This is a genomic window from Rhodococcus sp. AD45-ID (assembly GCF_003023755.1).
Taxonomy (GTDB): domain Bacteria; phylum Actinomycetota; class Actinomycetes; order Mycobacteriales; family Mycobacteriaceae; genus Rhodococcus_F; species Rhodococcus_F globerula.
The window spans coordinates 2,597,061-2,618,157 of sequence record NZ_PYHL01000001.1 but is presented as its reverse complement, the minus strand read 5'-3'; the positions used below and the strand labels follow the sequence as shown (position 1 = coordinate 2,618,157).

Sequence of the window (21,097 nt, the reverse complement as noted above, 5' to 3'; positions counted from 1 at the left end):
AACTACCTTTTCAGCAGGGCGCGGATCGCGTCGGCCACGTCGGTGGGCGCCTCCTCTGCCATGAAGTGACCTGCGGACAGCGTGCGGTGCTCGAGATCGGGCGCCCACGCTTTCCACAGGGCCTCGGCGTCGTAGCCGAGCATCGAACCCCAGTCCTGCTGGATGGCGGTGACCGGCATACGCAGCTGGTGGCCTGAATCGCGATCAGCCTGATCGTGTTCGACGTCTATGCCTGCCGACGCGCGGTAATCGGCAACGATCGACGGCACCGCCCCCCTCGAGGCCCGCAGGTACTCCGCTCGCACGTCGGCCGGAATTGCTTCGCGATCAGTCGTCCAGACGTCGAGAAAATACTCGAAGAACGCGTCGGCGCTGGCGCTGATCATCTGTTCGGGGAGGCCAGGTGGCTGAGCCATCAAGTAGAGATGGAATGCCACGGCCGCATTCGATCCATGCAGGATGTCCCACATATCCAAGGTGGGCAGCACGTCCAGTGAACCGAGGTGTGTGATCACATCCGGATGATCCAGCCCGGCTCTGATGGCAACCAATGCACCTCGATCGTGACCGACGAGAGCGAATCTCTCGTGTCCCAGATTCTGCGCCACCTCGACGACGTCGGCAGCCATTGTTCTTTTGGAGTAGGTGTCGGGGCTTTTCTCGACAGGCTTGTCGCTGGCTCCGTATCCGCGGAGATCCGGGCAGATGACGGTGTGATCCGACGCCAATTCGGTGGCCACGTGACGCCACATGAGGTGGGTCTGAGGAAAGCCGTGAAGAAGGACGAGCGGTGCGCCGCTTCCGCCGATCGCGAGGTTGAGCCGCACGCCGTCGTGGGTGGAAATCTGCTGGTAGGCGAAGCCTGGGATGGTGATCGTCATCGGTCGCTCTCGTTTGTCGGGGTGATGGCAATCAGCATCGCCGCATTCGATGAGCATTCGATGAGCGCGATAGCGTGGGGACATGCGAGACCACACAGTTGGAAGCCCGGTTTTCGGAGTGCTGGGTCCGGTGGTCGCATGGAATAACTCGGGAGACCTGATCGATCTGAAGGGTCCACGACACCGAGCTGTCCTCGCTCGCCTGATCGTTGCCCGCGGCCGTGTGGTTCCGGTGGACGTGATTGTCGACGATCTCTGGGTCGATCCTCCGGCCGGAGCGACCAGCGCACTACGTACGTTCGTCTCGGCGCTGCGACGTGCGCTCGAACCCGGTCGTCCGCCTCGAACGAAGCCGAAAGTTATTGTGACGGAAGGGCGCGGCTATGCCGTTCAGGCCGCACCCGAAGCGGTCGATGCCTGGAAATTCGAGAGTCTGGTGCGGGAAGCCGCAGATTCATCGCCAGCGCAAACACTCGAACTGCTCCGAACCGCCCTCGAGTTGTGGCGAGGGCCGGCATACGCGGAGTTCACCGAAGAACCCTGGGCTCGATCGGAGCGATCCCGCTTGGAGGAACTGCGTCTGACAGCCGTCGAACGCTTGGCCTCTGCCCATCTGGATCTCGGGCAGACCACCGAAGCGATTCCCGATCTGGATGCCCATATGACGGAACACCCCTGGCGAGAAGATGGTTGGCGACTGCTAGCTCTCGCGCTGTACCGCTCCGACCGTCAGGGCGACGCCCTGGCTGTCCTGCGTCGCGCACGAAAGTTACTCGCCGAGGAACTCGGCATCGACCCTGGTCCGCGACTGACCGACCTCGAGTCCGACATACTTCGACGAGAGGGGCATCTGGATCCTGGAGCGGCAGAGCAGATCTTCAGTCAGGTGTCTGCAGCGTACGACCGAACCGTAGCGGCGGGATCGAAGTCGAGATTGGAGTCCACGGTCGGACTGCTCCGAAGTTTGGCAGTTGCGGGCGGAAGCGGACTGGAGACTGCTCGAAACCAGCGACTGGCAATCATCAGTGCCGCTGAACAATTGGACGACGTCGAACTCACCGCACGGATTATCGGTAATTACGACGTGCCTGCCATCTGGACGCGATCCGACGATCCGGGGCAGGCTGCTCAGATCGTCGAGGCCGCTCAGCGCACCATCGATCGACTTCCTGACGGGAACGACCTCGCTCGGGCAAGACTCTTGGCGACAATCGCACTCGAATCACGCGGACTTGCCGGCGACCCCGGACTCGAACCTGCCCGCGCTGCCGTTCAGATCGCCCGCTCCCTCGACGACCCCGGACTTCTTGCCTTCACACTCAACGGGTTGTTCATACAGAGTTTCTGGCGAACTGGTCTGGCTCCAGAGCGCGACGCCATCGGGGGTGAACTGATAACGCTCTCCGCTCGGCACGATCTGGCCACCTTCGAAATTCTCGGGCATCTGGTGCGTATGCAAGCTCTCGGTGCACTCGGGCAATTCGATGCCGCCGAACAACATGCCGACGCAGTGGATCGATTGGCCGGACGTCACGAGCGTCCGTTGGCAGCGGTATTCACCACCTGGTTCCGCGCGATGCGAATTGCCGCCACAGGCGCGGACGTGTCGCACTGCGAGGAGCTGTACGAAGCCGCCGCGGTCAGTCTTCCCGGTTCCGGCATGCCCGGCCTCGAGGACGGAATTCTCCCGCTGGCAATTCTCGCACTCCGAGTCTGGCACGGCGTGCCGGCGGCTTTCGACGCCGATACGAACTGGGGCCAGTACGAGCCCTGGGCTCGGCCACATCTGCTTCTCGCGCAGGGGAAAGTGAACGAGGCCGCAGAAGCGGTGCGCGCGTTGCCCAACCCGCCGAACGACCTACTTTCCGAAGCGCTGTGGTGCCTTATCGCAGCAGCTTCCGTCGCGGTCGGTGACCGTCAGGTCATGGAACGAGCGCGGGCTGCTCTTATGTCTGCTGAAGACGAAATTGCCGGTGCGGGCAGTGGAATGCTCACTGTCGGCCGGGTCTCGGACCATCTTGCTGGGCTTAACGAGCACACCTGAGGTCCCGGTCGGTGATCGCCGCGGACGGGATTCATCCGCGATGGGTGATGTCTTCCCTAAATGGGTACTCGAGACTTAGAGAGGGAAGTGCTTTCTCGTCGAAAGGAACGCTGATGACTGCTCCACCACGAGAACCCGCCGAACACCCTGTCAAGCAGGGGTTCGCGGTCGGTACGACGTTCGCGGCGGCGATTCTGCTGCTGACAGCCGGCATCGTTGCCCTGCTGCAGGGGATCGCTGCTGTCGCCGACAACAATCTGTTTGTCGTCGGAATCAACTACACCTACAAGTTCGATATCTCGACGTGGGGTTGGATCCATATCGTTCTGGGCATCATCGGAATTGTGGTCTCCCTTGGCCTCTTCACGGGTGCGGTGTGGGCAAGGGCGTCGGCAATCGTGATTGCGTCACTCTCCATCATCGCGAACTTCTTGTGGCTCCCGTACTACCCGATGTGGTCGATCCTGGTGATTGCGCTTGACATCGTGGTCATTTGGGCAGTCGCAACGTGGGATACCGCGTAGATCATCGCGTCAGAAACTGTGGCCCCGGCTGATTCCCCCAGTCGGGGCCACAGTCATGTGAATGTCGATCAGTCTGGGAGTCTGCGTAATTCGGCGACGGTCAGTCCCAGCGAATCGAGCCGTGCCATGATGCTCCGCATGGCGCTGTGATCGGCAACGGGACCGTACAGGCTGGTGTAGCCACCGGCGGTTGGTGCAACACTCAATTCGGGGAACGCAGCTTTCACGCGATCCGACACTTCGCCGTCGATGAGAAATTGGTAGCGAGTGGGAGCAGTCATCGTTTCTCTCTCCCATCACACGTGTTGCGCATCGATTTAGTCTGTACCCATTTATTTTTACGTTGCCACGTGGTGAATACGTCATCCCCTTCGGGTGAATGCCGGACATGCGGCCACGACGTCTCATCGGGACAGCATCCTCTTCCAGGGTTCTCGCTGGTGTTCATCCTTTTTGTGTGAGGTCGAATCCGACTGTTTTCCCTAGTCTCTAGCGGGAGAGAGAAGAGGCCGAAATGGGTTCTGTCATCGGAGATCTGTTGCCACTCGCGTTGGGAGTGGCAATCTCGCCGATTCCGATCATCGCGGCCATCCTGATGCTCCTGTCCAAGCGAGCAGGAAGTACCAGCATCGGTTTTGCCTTGGGTTGGTTACTCGGAATCGTCGTTGCAACAGTAATATTCGTTCTCCTGTCGAATCAATTGGAGAAATCCTCCGATTCTTCGGCTGGTGTTTCGTGGATCAAGATCGCCTTGGGTGTTCTCCTGCTTGCGTTCGGCGCAAAGCAGTGGCGCGGACGCGGCGGTGAACATGAGACTCCCAAATGGATGCAGGCCATTGACGACATGACGGCAGCCAAGGGATTCGGCCTCGGATTCGCACTGGCCGCCGTCAACCCCAAAAATCTGATGATGTGTATCGCCGCAGGTGTCTCGATCGGTGCTGCATCGTTGCCGACCGGGCAGGTAGTCATCGCCGTCGCGGTTTTCACCGTCATCGCTGCATCGACTGTCTGTCTACCCGTGATCGGGTATCTGATTGCGGCGGACCGTTTGCGCACACCGTTGGCAGAGTTGAAGGTCTGGCTGCAGGCGAACAACGCGACGGTGATGAGCGTGCTGATCCTGGTCATCGGAGTTGTGCTGATCGGCAAGGGAATCGGCGGATTCTAACCGAGCGGAGGTAGTCATGGGGTCGTTGTTGTTGCAGCAGATTCCGCTGGCGCTCGGCATCATCATGAGCCCACTTGCGATAGTGGCTGTAGTCGCAGTGTTGTTCTCCGAGCGGGCGCGGATCAACAGCATCGCGTATCTCGTCGGATGGTTCCTCGGAATCATTGTGTCGCTGGCCGTCTCGTTTGCAATTTTGACAGCGCTGGAAGTTCATCAGCGGACACACCCGCCGCTGTGGGTACCTATCCTGCACTTGATCCTCGGAACGGTACTTCTGGGCGGGGCCTGGTTCGTGTACACCCGTAGTCATCGGCGGATGCAGGCAATGGCGGCGGCAACCGGACCGGGTGACATTGCCGCGGCGGCCCCTCAGTTGCCGAAGATGCTGCAATCGGTGGAACATTTCTCACCGTGGCGCTCCGGTGTTCTCGGCTTTGCTCTCTTCGTCCTCAATCCCATCGACATGTCCTGTGCCATAGCAGCGGCCATGAATTTTCGATTGAGCAGCGCAGCACCGTCCGCGGAGTGGGCATCCGCTGTTGTGTTCGCGCTGGTATCGGCTAGTTCGGTCGCAGTTCCGGTCGCGCTGCTCCTGATCAAGAAGGAGAAGGCAACAGAGCCGTTGCAGCGTATTCGGACGTGGATCGCCACCAATACCCATCTGCTGAACGTCGGACTGCTGATCTTGATCTCGGCAATGCAGATAAGCAAAGGGATCCAAGGACTATGAGCACTCGACACACGCACACCCCGCTTGTCTTCGGTTCGCTGGCCGGCTATCAACGTGCGTGGCTGCGGCCCGACATCATCGCCGGGCTCACGGTCTGGGCGGTGCTGGTGCCGGAAGCCCTGGCATACGCCACCATTGCCGGCGTCCCACCCGTTGTGGGGCTTTACGCAGCAGTGCCCGCGCTGGTTCTCTATGCGGCCGCTGGTAGTTCACGCCACCTTGTTGTCGGTCCGATGTCGGCAACCGCGGCATTGTCTGCTGCATTGATCGCTCCATTTGCCGGTGGCGACGACTCACGTTTTGTTGCCCTGTCTGTCGGACTTGCCGTCGTCACCGGTCTGGTCGGGTTGCTCGCCGGATTTGTGCGGCTGGGATTCATCGCCTCGTTCATCTCCGAACCGGTGCTCAAGGGGTTCATCGTCGGATTGGCGCTGACCATCATCATCGGGCAGGTTCCGAAGCTACTGGGCGTCGAGAAGGGCGAAGGCAATTTCTTCGTCCAAGCCGCGACGGTTGTGCGTGAGTTGGGGAGCGTCGACGGACTCACGGTCTTTGTCGGATTACTCAGCCTGACTTTGGTGTTGGCGGTCAAGAGGTGGTTACCGCTGGTTCCAGGGTCACTCCTGGTCGTTCTGCTGGGCATCACGGCGGTTGCACTGTTCGGCCTCGACGATCGGGGCATCGACATTGTCGGCCACATCGACGCGGGGCTGCCGAGCGTCGGGCTACCGGAGGGAGTGCGAGCCGAGGATTACCTGGACTTGATCGGTCCGGCCATCGGCGTGCTGCTCATCGGTTTTGCCGAAGGTCTCGGCGCAGCAAAGACATACGCAGCCAAGGCCGGTTACACCGTCGACGCGAACCGGGAACTGACTGGACTCGGTGCCGCGAACTTGGGAGCCGGCCTGTGCTCGGGCATGGTGGTCAACGGCAGTCTCTCCAAGACGGCAGTCAATGGTGGGGCCGGAGCCAAGACGCAGGTCAGTGGGCTCACGGTTGCAGTGCTCACGGTGCTGACACTTCTCTTTCTCACCGGGTTGTTCGAGAAACTGCCCGAAGCGACACTCGCTGCCGTGGTGATCGCCGCGGTGGTCGAGTTGGTCGACTTCGCTTCTCTCGCAGCGTTGTACCGGGTGTGGACCAAGCGGTTGGGCACCATCTACGGCGTGGCGGCACGTGCCGATTTCGCGGCAGCCGTAGCGGCTATGTTCGGTGTGCTGCTCTTCGACACATTGCCGGGTTTGATCATCGGAATCGCCGTGTCGATGTTGCTGCTTCTGTACCGCGTCTCTAAACCGCATGTGGCGGAACTGGCCAAGAGCGGCTCGCGATGGGTGGACATTGCAGCTCATCCGGAATTGCAGCCTTCCGACGGCGTGATCGTCGTGCGGGTGGAAGCCGGCCTGTTCTTTGCCAACGCCGATCATGTTCGAGACCGGATCGACGATCTTGTCACCGACGGTACGTCCATGATCATCCTCGACGCCGAGACGTCACCGTTCATCGATGTGAGCGGTGCGCAAATGCTCGAACAGTTGCGGGATTCGCTGGCGCGGAAGAACATCGTGTTCAGGGTGGCCCGCGACGTTGGGCAGTTCAGGGACGTTCTTGCCGGTACGCCTGGTGGTGGTGTGAAACTCGATGTCTACCCGAGCGTTGCGGAAGCCATGGCTGATCCCAATGATCGCCGGAGTTCATGATCGACTCGAGCTCACGATCCTCGCAGCCAACGCCCCAACGGCCCGTCGTCTTTGGCAACTGATCCCACGATCGTTCCGGCGACGACAACAATCGCGGAGAAGACGAACAACCAACTGATGAGGGTGAACATCACTCCGAGAAGACCGAATTGGTCTTGCGATGTGCGCGTGATCCGCGGAAGGAAGAGGGTGCTGGCAACGTGAAGGGCACTCAGGCCGGTGGCCGTCAACAGCCCGGAGCCGATGCACATCCGGGTGGTCATCCGGTTGGCTGTCAGCAGCATCGGAACCAATGTCCAGACCAGTGCCCATACGCCGTAGACGGCCGTGAATCCGAGCAATTGCCCTACTGCGGGAATCGAATCCAGCTTGTGACACACCGCGGCGATGGCAACCGAACCTGCGATGACAAAAACGACGGCGAGCCACCGCCAGGCTTGTCGAAGCGTGGCAATCGGTACATGCCAGATCCGCCCGTACATCCGACCCAGTGCTCGGGCATACGACGTCGAACTGATCAGCAGCATCAGCAGACCCACGATGCCGAAAGCTGTCGCGGATCCGGTGGTGACATCGCTCGGTGGGAATTCGGCGCCGAGATTGTCGCGCGCTGCGTCCGAGAGTGGTTGCAGACGTTGAAGGGTTGATGCGGCGATCATCACCGGCAGCAGGGACGTGAATGCCTGCGCCGCCAGGGTCATCGCACTGTCCACCAACCCGACTTCGACGATGTCGAACGTAACGCGCGATGCGAGCCGTCGACGTGGTGTGACGGTCACCCACACCTTCATGCGGTCGCGGGTGTCGTTGTAGATCTGCGGGGGCAACTGCATGCGCTTCGGGCGGCGCGTCTGCTCAGATGAGTCCGCCACGCCGCGCGGCTTTCAGAGCGTCGCGACGATTACTGACGTCGAGTTTGCGGTAGATCCCGCGCAGGTGGGTCTTGATGGTGTTGACCGAGAGGAACAGGGTTTCCGCGATCGATTCCGTGGTGTCGCCCGAAGCGAGTTCGCGCAGTACCGTGTACTCGCCCGGAGTCAGAATCGGAGCGATGGCAAGTTCATGTGGTTGCAGGTGTGACCGTACGTGTTCGGCAAACAGTTCTTGGTCTCCGAAATGTCCGGTGAAATCATCAAGGATTCCTCGCAGAGCGCGACCGTAATCGAGGAAGGGGCGCAGAAGGTTTCCGTTCTCGGCGGCGCGTAATGCGTCGTGCAGTGATCGAAATGCCTTGCGTGGTTGGTGATTGGCGGAATGAATGACGGATTGCAACACCGATGTGTAGATGCCGTGAGCGAGTAGTGGGTGTTCGGGTGATTCCACAGCGGCGGTCAACTCGGCCTGTGCCTCGGTGAGCTTGCCGCCGGCCAGTCGCAGAGACGACAACGCCAAGTGTGCCTCGGTGGTAGCGCCGAATTGCTGTGTCGCGTCGTGTATCAGCCGGCTCGCCCAGTCCAATTCGCCCACCGAGAGGCAGACACTGACCACGGTCGGTAGCAGTGCGGATGTCGCGATCGGGAAGGTCCCCAGTTCGATGGCTTTGATCATGGCATCACGGATGTCCGCGGCAGTCGAGCGTCGATCGTCAGAGGTGTCGAGTCGACACAATCCGAAAGTGATGACACTGTGCCAGCCGAATGCGGGCATGCTGACGCCGAGAACATCTGCCTGGCGGCAGTTTTCGATGGTGGGGATCCGATACGGGAGATCCGGTGAACTGCAGAGATATGTGCCGAGGGCTGCTACCGATGTTGCCAACTCGTACTCCGCGGTGCCCATGAGATTGTGCTCGCCAGCGTAGGTCAGGGCGTGTGTGATGTGGGCGATCATCGCCTCGATGTCGCCGTTCATGGCGGCCGAGAATCCGATACCGGTGAGGGCTCTCAACACTAAACTGCTTCGGCCACGAAGTACTCCGAGTGCGGCGGCCTCGGTGTATTCGGTGCTTGCGCGCTCGAAGTCGCGGTCGAGGAAGTATCCGGTCGCAGTTTGCAGGTGTGCAAACGCTTCGATGTCGGAGTGAGTGCTGCGTTGCCGTTCGGCGTGCCCGGCGAATGCGGTGTCGAATCCCGCGCCGGCGTATAGAGCCTGCAGCTTCAACGCGCAGAACAGCGGGTCGCGATCCAGCCCGGATGACGCAGTTTCGAGGAAATTCAGGTACGTCCTGGCAGTAGTCACGTCACCGCTGTGGAGGGCTGAGGCGGCGAGGAGCATTCGAGTGCGCGGTGACTCGGATACGAGAGTAGGTACCGACTCGAGTATTCGGGTCAGATCGCTGCCGTATCCGTCCAGAACGAGCCCGAGACCGCAGCGATCGAGGAAGGCGATAATACGTTCCGGATCACCGATGGAGGCTTCGAGTTCGAGTGCTTCGAGTTCGTGTTGATGCGCCTCGAACCACGTTGCGGCTTCATGATGCGCTCGGATGCGTTCGTTCTGATCGACCCGGCGAAACTCTGCGCGAAGGTGTTCGCGCAGCAGTGGATGGTAACTGAACCAAGTTGTGTGATCGGTTGAATCGGTGCGTGTGAGTGGCAAATTGAACTGAATCAGTGTGTCGATTTCTGTCACTGCGTCTTCGTCGGTGATCGCCTCTGCCAAGTCGACGGAAAATGCTTCGGCCACAGAGGTCTTGAGCATAAAGCTCGTGAGGTGGGTGGGGAGTGCGGCCAATACCTCGTCTACCAGGAAATCGGCAACAGGCCTGGGGGTGTGTGTGAATTCGTCGACGGCATCCGCGGTGTCACCTCGTCCTGCGAGATAGGTAGCAGCCAACCGAACCACGGCACCCCATCCCTTGGTGAACGATTCGATGAGCGCAAGCTGTCGCTGGTCCAGTTCGATGTCGTATTCGCCTAACAGCACGCTGATTTCGTCGCTGTCGAATGCAAGATCATGTGCTTCGAATCGAGTCAGACGACCGTCGAGGGCTAGTCGATGCCAGGTCAAAGGCGGTTCGTACCTTGCCGCGAGAACGATCGTGAGGTTCGGCGGTGCGTCCGCGAGAACCTGGTCGAGGGTGCTGATCGACATCGGATCGTGAAGGGCATGAACGTCATCGAGAATCAGCGTGATCGATTCTCCGCTGGCCTCGATCGCTTTCATGAAGCGGGAGTGCCAGAACTGCGTCGGTGCACCGCATGCGACGGGGTCGACATGCGTGGCCAGTGCTTCGGCGAGGGAGGTGCACAACACTTGCGCGTTGTTCTCACGCTCCGCCAACGTCAGCCAGGAAACCGCTGCGGGAGCCTGTTTACGGGCCCAGTCGGCCAGCAGCAGTGTCTTGCCTGCCCCAGCAGGGGCGCACAGTAAGCTCACCGCGCGAGCGTGATGTGCGGCTGAGAGCTTGCGATGCAGACGGGGTCGCGAGATGACGTTGGAGATCGCCGACGGAGGACGGAAGCGGTTCTCGTTTTCGCGCGCGGCTATAACTGGACCCGACAATTTAGCCGTCGAAACGGATGCACGAACCGAGCTGCTCATCAAACTCCTGAAGTTGGTGAGTGCGACGCGGTGTAGTCCCGTTAGGACAATTACCCAAACCGGACGTTTGCTAATCAGCGGGCAAGGAGATGGTGACCAAGGTCCCGGTGCGAGGTGTATCAGCCATTTCCGATTGTGGAACACTGTGAACGGTGAATCGGAAGTCGGGAATCGTTCTTGCCGCAGGCGTTGTTCTTGCCGTGGCTGGTTGTGGTTCGGCGGCGTCACCTGCAACTTCGCCTTCGGCGTCCGTCGCTTCTGTCGAAGCATCCAAGTCATCAGAGCCATCGGTTGCCCCGGCTCAGTCGACTCCTGAATCCGAGCGGGCGTTGATCGCGGCCACCAAATCCAACGACGTGGAGGCGGCAACCGCCCTGATCCTGGCCGGTGCCGACGTGAACGCCAAGGATTCCATTCAGGATTCGGCCTTCCTGTACGCCGGAGCGGAAGGTTTGAACCAGATTCTCGCGTTGACGCTCAGTCACGGAGCGGATGTCCACAGTGTCAACACTAATAATGGTTGTTGCGTCGAGCAGCGTCGTCTGACTCGAATGTCAACTGACCGCACTGTGTCCTTCTTCGGATGTGTCGGCGATTGTTGCTCGACGCTGCTGGTTCCATCATCCGGTTGAACCAGCAGTGCCCGCGGGACTGGTGTGCGTGACCTGATAGGAGCCTTGATCTCATCGTTAGTGTTTTGTCCGTTGCACCTCGTCCGTCGGCACCTCGAGAAATAGCCGATGCAGAAGAACAGGGGTTGACGTGCCAGAACCAGATAACGACGCAGCCGGGACGTACGCGGGCATAGACACGCACAAGGACTTTCACGTCGTCGCCGTGATCGATCATCTTGGTCGACTACTCGACACCCACACCGCCATGACCACGGAGGAAGGCTACCGCCAACTACTGCAATGGCTCTCGACGTTCCAGCCGGTCATTCGTATCGGCGTCGAAGGCACCGGCTCGTACGGAGCAGCCGTCACCGCCACGCTCGGTGAGCGCGGCTTCAACGTCGTCGAAGTCAACCGACCCAACCGACAGATGCGCCGATTTCGCGGCAAGAACGACACCGTCGATGCCGAAGCCGCCGCCAGATCCGTCCTCTCTGAAACGTCGAGCGCGATCCCTAAGTCCCACGACGGTCTCGTCGAATCCATAAGACTGCTCCGTATCAGCCTCACCAGTTTACGTAAATGCCGTACAGCCCTGACGAATTCGCTTCGCAATGTCATCGTCGGTGCCCCGCCCCGCATGCGCGAGCAACTCGAGGCGATGACCTCAACTGGACTCGTGGCGCACTGTGCCCGTCTGCGAGTTTCCGCAGGGGCACCTACCGATCCGGTACAGGCACTGAAATTGACATTGCGTGCACTGGCCACACATATCCTCGCGCAGACCGCGGAGCTGAACGGACTCCGCGCACACCTCACCGAACTGACCCGCACAGCCAATCCCGCACTCCTGGCTACGCCGGGAGTCGGAGTCGACAGCGCATCGGCGCTACTGGTCACGGCCGGAGATAATCCCGAAAGACTACGCAGCGAAGCATCTTTCGCTGCACTGTGCGGTGTCTCACCCATCGAGGCGTCCTCCGGCAAACATGTGCGGCACCGCCTCAATCGCGGTGGTGACAGGCAGGCGAACAACGCACTGTGGCGGATCGCGATGATCCGCGGCAACAGCGATGAACGTACTCGCCTCTACACCGCTCGCAGAACGGCGGAAGGTAAATCACCGCGGGAAATCAGCCGTTGCCTTAAACGTCACATCGCACGAGAAGTCTATTCACTGCTTACGGCGCCACCCCCGATCGCCGGCACCGACGACCTGCGGCCACTACGACACCGCACAGGTCTCGCGATGCAGGCTGCAGCAGACCATTTCGAAGTCTCACTGACGACAGTCTCGCGCACCGAACGTGGAATAAAACCCAACCATGAATTCGCTGCGCGCTACCGGACGTGGCTCAGTGAACATGAACCCGTTCCTGCCGTTTGACACCAATAGGAGCGTCCGATTCGGTGGCACCGCTTTGATTCCCGCCAGCGAGCACGCGCACGTCGACACGGTTCGGATGCTGATCGCGGCCGGAGTGCCTGTCAATCACATCAACGACCCGGGGTGGACGGCTTTGCTCGAGGCTGTTGTCTACGGTGACGGCTCACCGCGCTACCTCGATGTGATCACACAGCTGCTCGATGCCGGGGCGGATCAGGAGATCAGGGACGCACGCGGACGGACAGCGTTGGAGAACGCGCAGAATCTTGGGCAGGCCGATGTTGTTGCGCTGCTGACTTCTCGGCGCTGACGGGATCAATACGGAGTTCTGACCCGTCGGTTTTCATCGGTGGGATGGGGGTATTCCGCTGGGCGTGATGTCTCGCCCGAGCTGATCGCCCATCCGACTCGAAGGAAACACATGAAGATTTCCCGTGTATTCACCGCAATTCTGTCGGTAGTGGTGGTGTCGACTGCTGGAATCATCCTCGGTTCCGGCGGCGCGAGTGCCGCGCCCCAGCCAACCGTGGTCCTGGTCCACGGGGCTTTTGCCGACGCAACAAGCTGGGATGGTGTGGCCGCCGATTTGCGTTCGCGCGGCTATGAGGTTGTGACTCCGGATAATCCGCTGCGGGGGCCGTCGTACGACTCGGCAGTGATCGAGAAGACCGTCGCGGATATCGACGGCCCTGTTGTCCTGGTCGGGCATTCGTACGGCGGCGCAGTGATCACCAATGTGCACGATCCCAAGGTGCAGTCGATGGTGTACATCGCTGCTTTTGCTCCGGTGGAGGGTGAGCCGGTCCAGATCACGATCGATCCCATTCGGTTCCCGGGCAGCCAATTGCTACCTCCCGCACTGGGGTTGAAGATCGTCGACGACGCTCATGCGATTGGTGGTAAGAACGTCGACGGGTACGTCACCGACGAGTATTTCCATTCGGTATTTGCGCAAGATGTCTCAGACGAGACGGCGGCAACGATGTTGGCGCATCAAAAGTCTGCGGCGCTCTGGGCAAACCTCGAACTCGGCGGTCCGCCGTCCTGGGCGAACACACCGACGTGGTACCTCGTGGCTGGTAACGATCGGGTGATTCCGGCTACCGCACAACGGTTCATGGCAAACCGGATGGGCGCGACCACCAGCGAACTCCCGACGTCTCACGCTTCGCTGGTCTCGCAGCCGGGGGCGGTGGCAGACGTGATCGTGGCGGCCGCTCACAGTTAAGTGTGCGACCGCCACGACAGTAAGGCGGGTTAAGCGGAAACGATCACCGAGGAGCCATGGCCGAACAGGCCCTGGTTGGCGGTGATGCCGATGCGGGCGCCTTCGACCTGACGGCCTTCGGCTTGTCCGCGCAGCTGCCAGGTGAGCTCGCACACCTGCGCAAGTGCCTGGGCGGGAACAGCTTCACCGAAGCAGGCGAGGCCACCGGACGGATTGACCGGGATGCGGCCACCGATGGTGGTGTCGCCTGCGCGCAGGAGGTGTTCGGCTTCGCCGCGCTTGCAGAGTGCAAGGTCTTCGATCCAGTCGAGTTCGACGGACGTGGCGAGGTCGTAGACCTCGGCGACGTCGACGTCCTCCGGGGAGATGCCGGCTTCTTCGTACGCCGCGTAGCCGATGGATTCCTTGAACGTGCGCTCCGGAGCCGAGACCGCGGAGCTGGAGTCGGTCGAGAAGTTCGGCATGTCCATGATCGTCTGCGGGAACGTCGGAGTGACCGTCGAAATTGCCTTGATACGAACAGGTTCGGCGATGCCCATCTTGCGGGCGTATTCCATGGACGTCAGCAGGATGGCTGCGCCGCCGTCCGAAGTGGCGCAGATGTCGAGGAGGTGTAGCGGGTTGGACACCACGGGGGATGCCAGCACGTTCTCGACGGTGACTTCCTTGCGGTAACGCGCGTTGGGGTTGCTCAGACCGTGCTTCGCGTTCTTCACCTTCACGTTTGCGAAGTCCTCGGCGGTGGCGCCGTACAGATCGATGCGTCGACGCGCATTGAGTGCGAAGTACGCCGGGTTGGTCATGCCCATGAGGCGGAAGCGCAGCCAGTCCGGGTCGTCCCAACGCTCACCGGCGACGGGAGCGAGGAAGCCCTTCGGCGTGGTGTCTGCGCCGACGACCAAGGCAACTTCGCTGAGGCCGGCCAGGATTCGGGCGCGAGCTGTGTCGAGTGCCTGCGCACCCGTCGCGCACGCTGCGTACGACGTGGCGACGCGAGCGCCGTTCCAGCCGAGGGCCTGAGCGAACGTGGCTCCGGCGACGTATCCGCCGTATCCGTTGCGGACGGTTTCGCCGCCGACGATGAAGTCGACATCCTTCCAGTCCACGCCGGAATCAGCGAGGGCGGCGCGTGCGGCGGCAACGCCGTACTTCACGAACGACTGGCCCCACTTGCCCCAGGGGTGCATACCTACACCGAGTACTGCGACGTCCTTGCTCATGACTGCGACTCCTGATCAGCTGCGGCGACAGGCTTCCAGCGCCACGTCGTACGAACTCCGGTTTCGTCGGTGTACAGCGGCTCGACTACCAATTCGACGGTATTACCCACCTTGAGATCGTCGACGCCGAATCCGTCGGCTACCTGGCCGAGGATGACGATGCCCTCGGGCAATTCGACGGCGGCCAGTGCAAACGGCACGTACGGGTCGGAGCTGGGGATGTACGGCGGCGGCGGCTGGTACTGCGCGTCGGTGTACGACCAGACCGTGCCCCGGCGGGAAAGTTCGACGTCGCCGAACTCTTCACCCGAGCAGCTCGGGTTCTTGCAGAACGTGGTCTCGCGCGGGAAGGAAATGGTGCCGCAGGATTGGCACTTCGTGCCGATCAGAGCAGGTTCGGGGCCGGTAGTGAACCAACCCTCCACCGCAGGTGTCACGCTGCCGCTCGGTGCCGACGTTGCAGTCTCGCTCATGCAAACCTCATCTGGTGGGCGTGCCGGATCCGAGGATCGTGGCTCGCTGTGCCGCTTACTGGAACAGGTTGCAGTATTACACGATAAGCAGCGCAGATGGGGCGAAATTTTCGGTCAGTGGGACGCTTTCCAGAGCTTTCGACGTGGTGGTTTCACCTGGCCTGCAGCTCCGACGATGGACGACACTTCACCCTGGTCGAGGATCTTCTCCCGAACGCGTCCGTGCGCGACGCCGCGATCGACTTCGGCTTTGTCGATGGCATGCCAACCGGCTCGATCGACGACGCCATTCTGTCGCGCCCGGACCAGCCGATCGAGGGCAGCAGTGTCGGGCGCCGGGGTACGCAGACGTCCGTGGTTGAAGTCGTCGACGAGCATCCGGACGGTTTCCTGTGCGCAGGATTTGTTGGTGCCGATGAAGCCGCTTGGTCCGCGCTTGATCCAGCCCGTCGCGTACACGCCGGGTGCGTCGCTGACGCGGCCTCCCTCGTTCGGGATAACCGAGGCGCGCTCGTCGAATGGAACACCCGCGATGGGTACACCGCGGTATCCGATGGACGTGAGTACCAGGCCGGCATCGATGGTTTCCGTATCTCCGGTGGGTTCGATGCGGACAGTCCCGTCGGCGTCGACAAGCGTGTTGCGCTCGAATTCGATCCCGCTGACGCGGTCCTCACCGGAAATCTCGGTTGGCGTCAGTAGGTAGCGCAAAGTGATGCGTTTGCTTCCGACTTCGACATGATCGCGATTCTTCAGCGCTTCGAGGAGTCGGAGTTTCTGCTCGACAGCGTGCGGCAGTGAGTCGGCTTTCTCGGTGATCGGGTCGAGAACCATGTCGTCTGGGCCGACGGACAGTTCGATATCCGGTAGCGCCAACAGGCCGGTGAACTCGGGAACGGTGAAGGCAGACTGCGCAATTCCGCGTCGGCCGACGATCACTACTTCTTCGATCCGACTCTTCCGTAACGCTGCGAGCGCGTGAGCAGAGATGTCGGTGCCGGCCAGCTTTTCGGGATCTGCCGTCAGAATGCGGGCAACGTCAAGTGCGACGTTGCCGTTTCCGATGATGACGGCCCGCCGATGTGAAAGGTCGAAGACATCGTCGACATGATCGGGATGACCGTTGTACCAGGCCACGAAATCGGTGGCCGACGCAGTTCCGGGGAGGTCTGCGCCCGGGATACCAAGGCCGCGATCGGATGAAGCGCCGACTGCGTAGAGAACGGCATGGTGGTTCTCGAGAAGTTCGTCGTGAGTGAGGTGTTTACCGATCTCCACGTTGAGGTAGAACTCGAAACCCCGCTGCGCGGCGATCTTGTCGAACAGTCGCGTGACCTGCTTGGTCTTCTGATGATCAGGTGCCACGCCGGCGCGAACCAAGCCGTAGGGAACGGGTAGCCGATCGAAGACGTTGACCTGCACACCGGGTTGCGTGAGCAACTCGTCTGCCGCGTACATCGCGGACGGACCGGAGCCGACGATCGCAACTCGCAGCGGTGGACGCCCCTGGTCGATAGTCGCGGCTGGGATCACCTTGGCAAGTAACGGGCGGGGCCGCTGCTCCTTGTAGAAATCTGCGTTGATCGAGAGGAAAACCCGCTGCGGTTCAGCCAGTTTCGACTCGGGAACGATGGCGTCGACCGGGCAGGCCGAGACGCATGCGCCGCAGTCGACGCAGGCCTGTGGATCGATGTGCAACATCTCGGCGGTGAGGAAATCCGGTTCGTCCGGCGTCGGATGAATGCAATTGACCGGGCAGGCGTAGACGCACGAGGCGTCGCTGCAGCAGGACTGCGTGACTACGTGTGGCATGGCGGTTGGGTCCGATCTCGGATTAGGCGGCAGCGTTGTGTGCGCTGCGGTGGGGTTCGCTGCGGAAACGTGATGCGCGGCCGTCCATCTTGCAGGCCTTCCACACCAATCGCGACGCGCGGTTCATCAAACCCGTCTCTGTTGCGAGCATGCGGACGTCGCCGAAGTAGTTGCGCAGCGTCTGACGCGATTCCGGTAGCTCCCAGAACAGGTCCTTCTTGACGGACTTCGGGATGTCGAACTGCTTCCAGAATGTGTTAGGCGGAATCACGATGGCATCGCACAGGATTCGCATGGTGATCGGGAAGAGGAGCGACAGGACAAAGCGGCTCGGCCGCGACATCAGCGGGATGCGTCGGCTCAGAAGTTTGTGCGCAAACGAGATATGACGCGCTTCTTCGGCAACGTGAATTGCCATGACGGACGCCATGATCGGGTGGATATCGCCCCCGGAGCGCAGGATGCTCTTCTGGATGTGGTCGATAGGTTCCTCGCCTGCGAGGACACCCACGAAGAAGAGTTCAGGGAAGGGGCCGGCAGCAAGTGGGATGAACGGCGCCAGCATGCGCATCACGCGATTCATGCCCGGAGCGTCGGCGCCGATGCGGTTCACCATTTCCTGGAACATCATGGTGTGGTTGCACTCTTCGACGGATTCGTGAGTGCAGTAGCGTGCCTCGGCCGACTGGTTGGGAAGTGAAAAAACGTACTGCATCATGCCGCGGATCAGGATGTTCTCGAACTGCAGGCCGACCTTCGCGACGTTGGCCTGACGCCACATCCCGATTTCGATTTGTTTGTCGATCGGCTGAGCCTGGTACCACGGGTGGGCGCCGAGCGGATCCGTCTCAGCCGGGAGGATCCAGCGCGTATCGCCGGGCGTGACCGCGAATTCGGGGGCATCCCAGTCGATATCGAGATACGGATCGAAGTGCTTGTTCACGGATCCTTCGGATAGGAGGCGAAGTGTCTCGTTGTACGAGTCGTCGGATGCTTCCGCGTTCTTGTCGAACGGCGTTGTCAGCGTCATGTGCGTCTCCCTCTTTGTCGCGGTCACCGCTGGTCTTACGTGCGGTTTCGGTGGTATCGAGGGCCGGTTCGTGTGATCGCAGGCACTCGGTCTGGCTTTAATGTAACCGCAGGTATCAGGAAAAGCTAGTCCCAGACAGTTCTCGATCGACAAGCGGCATGAGCTACTGGTGAGTAGCTTTGTGGGTCGACGCTTTGCCTGCTGCTTCGTGGGCGTTTCCGCGATCTTCTGGCGTATGGGCGCGCAATAACTTACTGCTCGGTAATCTCGTCAACCTATAGAAAAGGACAGGCGATGACGATGATCAGCAGGCTGGTGGGCAATTTCGTGTTGAATCCGCCCACGAGGCTTGGTTCGCTGCTTCCGCGCCCCCGCGTCGACCTTTCGGAGAGAACCATCGTGCTGACCGGGGCGTCGTCCGGTATCGGGGAGGCAACCGCGCACATGTTGGCTGCTCGTGGTGCCGAGATGATCCTGGTCGCCCGAGGCACTGACGAACTCGAGCGCGTGCGTGACGACATCCACCGAGAGGGAGGGTGGGCCCACGTTCTACCCGCGGATCTCTCGAACGGTGAAAGCGTCGACGAACTTGCCGACGCGATAGCCGACCAGTTCGGGACCGTCGACGTTTTGATCAACAACGCGGGCCGCTCGATCCGCCGCAGTGCCGCCGATTCCGTAGAACGGTTTCATGATTACGAGCGCACGATGGCGCTCAACTACTTCGGTCCGGCGCGGCTGACGCTTCGACTCTTGCCGTCAATGCTCGAGGCCGGTGCCGGACATATTGTCAACGTCGGGACGTGGGGTGTGAGCGCCGGCGTGATGCCACGGTTCAGTGCGTATCACGCGTCGAAGTCTGCGCTCAGTGCCTTCGGCCGTAGTCTCGGCGCAGAGTGTCATGGCACGGGCGTCGCCGTCAGTACCGTGCAATTTCCACTGATTCGCACGCCGATGATTGCGCCAACCGCCGAATACGTCAGCCAACCGGCATTGACCGCGGAGCAGGCAGCGTCGTGGATCCTGCGGGCAATCGAAACGCGTCCGATCGAGTTGTATCCACGCTATGCCGGCCTGCTCAGGGTCATTGGCGCTATATCACCCTCTGCCACAGATGCATTCGTGCGACGTTCTGGAATCTGAAAGTACTCGCTGCCGAAGTATCGGGTAAATAAATGAGGGTATGGCGTACTTTGAAGACGGCGAATGCGCGCAAAACTTGATCGAGAAATGAAGTAGGGGAATAGCCAGTGGCAGACATTCGCCGGAAACCGGCGCGGGTCAAGAAGATTTCGCTGAGTGCTCGCGAAATTCTATCGCGGAACCCAGCTGTCTTGGCGGTCACTGCCGGAATTCTCAGCCTCGTGTGGATGCTCGTCGCAACCTGGTCGGTGGCGCGGGGTAGTGGTTATTCGGGAGAGTCGGCCGCGGACGACCCGGTTGTTCTCATTACGACAGTGCTCATTCTGACTGTCATGACAGTGGCCGCATGTTTCCGTCGGCGGCATCCGGTGTGGATGTATCTTCTGACTCTCGTCGGCACCGTCGCTTTGGCCCTGCTGCTCGAGGACCGAGTAGCAGCGGCCACTCCGCTGTATTGGTTTGCGATCATCGTCATGGCTGGGAGAACTTCCGGAAGTCGCTTGGTACTACTGACGATTGCCGGAATGCTCGCTGATCTGTGGATGACGACCAGATTTCGACCGGGCGACGCTGGTGAAAGCATGACGCTTGCTCAGGTCCCGGCTGGGGATTTGCCAGAGTTCTTGTTAGCACCCGCGGTGAATATCATGACCAGCTACGCGGTCATGATCGTTATCGGGAAAGTTGTGCAGAGATATCGGTCGCAATCGTCCGCCAGCGCCGCAGCCATCGAGCAAATGCAGTTGAACAGCGAAGCCCGAATAAGCGATGCGATCACAGAGGAACGGCAGAATATGGCGCGCGAATTGCACGACGTCGCCGCTCATCACCTCACTGGTCTGCTCATTCAGGCGAGGTCGGCAGACAAATTGTTTTCCTCCAACCCGGCGCAAGCTAAGGCACTGCTCGGTGGTGTGATCGACCATGGCGATCGGGCCCTGAACAGTTTGCGTCAAACTGTGGGGATTCTGCGGTTGGGCGAGGCCGATCCCAAGTACCCCCAACCGATGATCGCCGATATTCCGGAACTCGTGGAGGGATGTCGAGCGTCCATACCGTCCTTGGAACTCGATCTGGAGGATAGCTTCACCGAACTCGACAGTGCTGTGCAACTGTCCTCCTATCGCGTTGTGCAAGAGGCATTGTCGAATATTCTTCGCCACGCGCCGGAAAGTTCCGCGACAGTGACTGTGCGACGTGAGCGCGATTCGATCAGCGTCGACGTCACCAATATTGCCGACAGAGGAACGCCCGCGACAGACGGTCAGAGTCTGGGAATCTCGGGGATGCGTGAACGCGTCACCCTTCTGGGCGGAACCCTTCTCGCCGGACCCAACGACAACGGTTGGACTGTAAAGGCAGTCATTCCCACTGCTGGCCAGATCATCGGATAGTTACCCCGCGGCAAATCGGGCAAGATTCAACCAGGACGTCTCTCGATGATCGTGTTGGCCTTCGTGTTCTCAGTGTCCTTCTTTCTCTCGACACGTTAGGCGAGTCGCTCATTCCCCTGTAGTAACTGCGCTGATGAGCTACGCGTTATTCATAACCTTCGGCAATGTTGTGCAGAACCACCGCGAAGAGTGTTTCTTTTGTCTCTTGACGAAGTCCGGAATCTCGATTCATAGAGGTGGCTTGAATGCGGGATCGCGTTCCT

General features: G+C 60.6%; 19 protein-coding genes. 11 read left to right on the top strand and 8 right to left on the bottom strand.

Annotated elements, in window-relative coordinates; all coding sequences use genetic code 11:
* Window positions 1-2: 2 nt before the first annotated feature.
* Window positions 3-881: an alpha/beta fold hydrolase gene (locus tag C7T36_RS11995; RefSeq protein WP_045066775.1), complete on the bottom strand. Its 879-nt coding sequence runs from the start codon at window positions 879-881 to the stop codon at window positions 3-5.
* A gap of 82 nt (window positions 882-963) precedes the next feature.
* Between C7T36_RS11995 and C7T36_RS11990 the strand changes: the two genes are divergently transcribed.
* On the top strand, window positions 964-2,925 hold the full coding sequence (locus C7T36_RS11990) for a BTAD domain-containing putative transcriptional regulator (protein WP_045065599.1): 1,962 nt from the start codon (window positions 964-966) through the stop codon (window positions 2,923-2,925).
* A gap of 113 nt (window positions 2,926-3,038) precedes the next feature.
* Entirely contained in the window at window positions 3,039-3,449 is a 411-nt protein-coding gene (locus tag C7T36_RS11985) for a hypothetical protein (protein WP_033233710.1), read from the top strand.
* 68 nt (window positions 3,450-3,517) lie between these two features.
* On the opposite strand, the gene C7T36_RS11980 is transcribed toward C7T36_RS11985, so the two are convergent.
* A complete protein-coding gene (locus tag C7T36_RS11980) occupies window positions 3,518-3,730 on the bottom strand; it encodes a hypothetical protein (protein ID WP_045065598.1) in 213 nt (70 codons plus the stop codon).
* A 233-nt stretch (window positions 3,731-3,963) separates the two neighbouring features.
* On the opposite strand from C7T36_RS11980, the gene C7T36_RS11975 reads away from it, so the two are divergent.
* The 3 genes from C7T36_RS11975 to C7T36_RS11965 are packed head-to-tail and all read left to right on the top strand — an operon-like array spanning window position 3,964 to window position 7,050.
* Window positions 3,964-4,620 (top strand): GAP family protein, encoded by a 657-nt coding sequence (locus C7T36_RS11975; protein WP_033233708.1) that lies wholly within the window; start codon window positions 3,964-3,966, stop codon window positions 4,618-4,620.
* Window positions 4,621-4,636: 16 nt separating this feature from the next.
* Window positions 4,637-5,350: a GAP family protein gene (locus tag C7T36_RS11970; RefSeq protein ID WP_033233707.1), complete on the top strand. Its 714-nt coding sequence runs from the start codon at window positions 4,637-4,639 to the stop codon at window positions 5,348-5,350.
* A complete protein-coding gene (locus C7T36_RS11965) occupies window positions 5,347-7,050 on the top strand; it encodes a SulP family inorganic anion transporter (RefSeq protein ID WP_045065597.1) in 1,704 nt (567 codons plus the stop codon). The genes C7T36_RS11970 and C7T36_RS11965 overlap by 4 nt, the downstream gene beginning before the upstream one ends.
* A gap of 11 nt (window positions 7,051-7,061) precedes the next feature.
* On the opposite strand, the gene C7T36_RS11960 is transcribed toward C7T36_RS11965, so the two are convergent.
* Complete coding sequence (locus C7T36_RS11960; protein ID WP_230590098.1) at window positions 7,062-7,922, bottom strand: hypothetical protein; 861 nt, start codon at window positions 7,920-7,922, stop codon at window positions 7,062-7,064.
* A complete protein-coding gene (locus tag C7T36_RS11955) occupies window positions 7,906-10,533 on the bottom strand; it encodes a LuxR C-terminal-related transcriptional regulator (protein WP_045065596.1) in 2,628 nt (875 codons plus the stop codon). Before C7T36_RS11955 ends, C7T36_RS11960 begins: the two co-directional genes overlap by 17 nt.
* A gap of 152 nt (window positions 10,534-10,685) precedes the next feature.
* Here C7T36_RS11955 and C7T36_RS30105 point away from each other — a divergent pair, with 152 nt between their 5' ends.
* The 4 genes from C7T36_RS30105 (at window position 10,686) to C7T36_RS11935 (ending at window position 13,762) form a co-directional block, all read left to right on the top strand.
* On the top strand, window positions 10,686-11,165 hold the full coding sequence (locus tag C7T36_RS30105; protein ID WP_052683405.1) for an ankyrin repeat domain-containing protein: 480 nt from the start codon (window positions 10,686-10,688) through the stop codon (window positions 11,163-11,165).
* 130 nt (window positions 11,166-11,295) lie between these two features.
* Complete coding sequence (locus C7T36_RS11945) at window positions 11,296-12,534, top strand: IS110 family transposase (RefSeq protein ID WP_045065594.1); 1,239 nt, start codon at window positions 11,296-11,298, stop codon at window positions 12,532-12,534.
* Complete coding sequence (locus C7T36_RS11940) at window positions 12,512-12,844, top strand: ankyrin repeat domain-containing protein (protein ID WP_239654690.1); 333 nt, start codon at window positions 12,512-12,514, stop codon at window positions 12,842-12,844. The genes C7T36_RS11945 and C7T36_RS11940 overlap by 23 nt, the downstream gene beginning before the upstream one ends.
* A gap of 111 nt (window positions 12,845-12,955) precedes the next feature.
* On the top strand, window positions 12,956-13,762 hold the full coding sequence (locus tag C7T36_RS11935) for an alpha/beta fold hydrolase (protein ID WP_045065592.1): 807 nt from the start codon (window positions 12,956-12,958) through the stop codon (window positions 13,760-13,762).
* Between the two features lie 29 nt (window positions 13,763-13,791).
* On the opposite strand, the gene C7T36_RS11930 is transcribed toward C7T36_RS11935, so the two are convergent.
* The 4 genes from C7T36_RS11930 to C7T36_RS11915 form a co-directional block, all read right to left on the bottom strand.
* Window positions 13,792-14,982 (bottom strand): lipid-transfer protein, encoded by a 1,191-nt coding sequence (locus tag C7T36_RS11930; RefSeq protein WP_033233703.1) that lies wholly within the window; start codon window positions 14,980-14,982, stop codon window positions 13,792-13,794.
* Entirely contained in the window at window positions 14,979-15,455 is a 477-nt protein-coding gene (locus C7T36_RS11925) for a Zn-ribbon domain-containing OB-fold protein (protein ID WP_033233702.1), read from the bottom strand. Before C7T36_RS11925 ends, C7T36_RS11930 begins: the two co-directional genes overlap by 4 nt.
* Window positions 15,456-15,569: 114 nt before the next feature.
* Window positions 15,570-17,267 carry an FAD-dependent oxidoreductase gene (locus C7T36_RS11920; protein ID WP_045065590.1) on the bottom strand — a complete coding sequence of 566 codons (1,698 nt, stop codon included), beginning with the start codon at window positions 17,265-17,267 and terminating at the stop codon, window positions 15,570-15,572.
* A 22-nt stretch (window positions 17,268-17,289) separates the two neighbouring features.
* Window positions 17,290-18,297: a diiron oxygenase gene (locus tag C7T36_RS11915; protein WP_033233700.1), complete on the bottom strand. Its 1,008-nt coding sequence runs from the start codon at window positions 18,295-18,297 to the stop codon at window positions 17,290-17,292.
* Window positions 18,298-18,591: 294 nt separating this feature from the next.
* On the opposite strand from C7T36_RS11915, the gene C7T36_RS11910 reads away from it, so the two are divergent.
* Both C7T36_RS11910 and C7T36_RS11905 read left to right on the top strand, forming a co-directional pair.
* The gene (locus C7T36_RS11910) at window positions 18,592-19,440 is read left to right on the top strand and encodes an SDR family oxidoreductase (RefSeq protein ID WP_373557458.1); all 849 of its coding nucleotides are present in this window, start codon (window positions 18,592-18,594) and stop codon (window positions 19,438-19,440) included.
* Window positions 19,441-19,667: 227 nt separating this feature from the next.
* Window positions 19,668-20,834: a sensor histidine kinase gene (locus C7T36_RS11905; protein ID WP_146153436.1), complete on the top strand. Its 1,167-nt coding sequence runs from the start codon at window positions 19,668-19,670 to the stop codon at window positions 20,832-20,834.
* Window positions 20,835-21,097: the final 263 nt, after the last annotated feature.

Excerpts from the sequence above, each read along its gene's own strand:
- C7T36_RS11980 (WP_045065598.1), bottom strand. The coding sequence starts at position 3,730 with ATGACTGCTCCCACTCGCTACCAATTTCTCATCGACGGCGAAGTGTCG.
- C7T36_RS11970 (WP_033233707.1), top strand. The coding sequence starts at position 4,637 with ATGGGGTCGTTGTTGTTGCAGCAGATTCCGCTGGCGCTCGGCATCATC.
- C7T36_RS11905 (WP_146153436.1), top strand. The coding sequence starts at position 19,668 with ATGCTCGTCGCAACCTGGTCGGTGGCGCGGGGTAGTGGTTATTCGGGA.
- C7T36_RS11935 (WP_045065592.1), top strand. The coding sequence starts at position 12,956 with ATGAAGATTTCCCGTGTATTCACCGCAATTCTGTCGGTAGTGGTGGTG.
- C7T36_RS11975 (WP_033233708.1), top strand. The coding sequence starts at position 3,964 with ATGGGTTCTGTCATCGGAGATCTGTTGCCACTCGCGTTGGGAGTGGCA.
- C7T36_RS11990 (WP_045065599.1), top strand. The coding sequence starts at position 964 with ATGCGAGACCACACAGTTGGAAGCCCGGTTTTCGGAGTGCTGGGTCCG.
- C7T36_RS11995 (WP_045066775.1), bottom strand. The coding sequence starts at position 881 with ATGACGATCACCATCCCAGGCTTCGCCTACCAGCAGATTTCCACCCAC.
- C7T36_RS11920 (WP_045065590.1), bottom strand. The coding sequence starts at position 17,267 with ATGCCACACGTAGTCACGCAGTCCTGCTGCAGCGACGCCTCGTGCGTC.
- C7T36_RS11940 (WP_239654690.1), top strand. The coding sequence starts at position 12,512 with ATGAACCCGTTCCTGCCGTTTGACACCAATAGGAGCGTCCGATTCGGT.
- C7T36_RS11965 (WP_045065597.1), top strand. The coding sequence starts at position 5,347 with ATGAGCACTCGACACACGCACACCCCGCTTGTCTTCGGTTCGCTGGCC.
- C7T36_RS11955 (WP_045065596.1), bottom strand. The coding sequence starts at position 10,533 with ATGAGCAGCTCGGTTCGTGCATCCGTTTCGACGGCTAAATTGTCGGGT.
- C7T36_RS11925 (WP_033233702.1), bottom strand. The coding sequence starts at position 15,455 with ATGAGCGAGACTGCAACGTCGGCACCGAGCGGCAGCGTGACACCTGCG.
- C7T36_RS11915 (WP_033233700.1), bottom strand. The coding sequence starts at position 18,297 with ATGACGCTGACAACGCCGTTCGACAAGAACGCGGAAGCATCCGACGAC.
- C7T36_RS11930 (WP_033233703.1), bottom strand. The coding sequence starts at position 14,982 with ATGAGCAAGGACGTCGCAGTACTCGGTGTAGGTATGCACCCCTGGGGC.
- C7T36_RS11910 (WP_373557458.1), top strand. The coding sequence starts at position 18,592 with ATGACGATGATCAGCAGGCTGGTGGGCAATTTCGTGTTGAATCCGCCC.
- C7T36_RS11985 (WP_033233710.1), top strand. The coding sequence starts at position 3,039 with ATGACTGCTCCACCACGAGAACCCGCCGAACACCCTGTCAAGCAGGGG.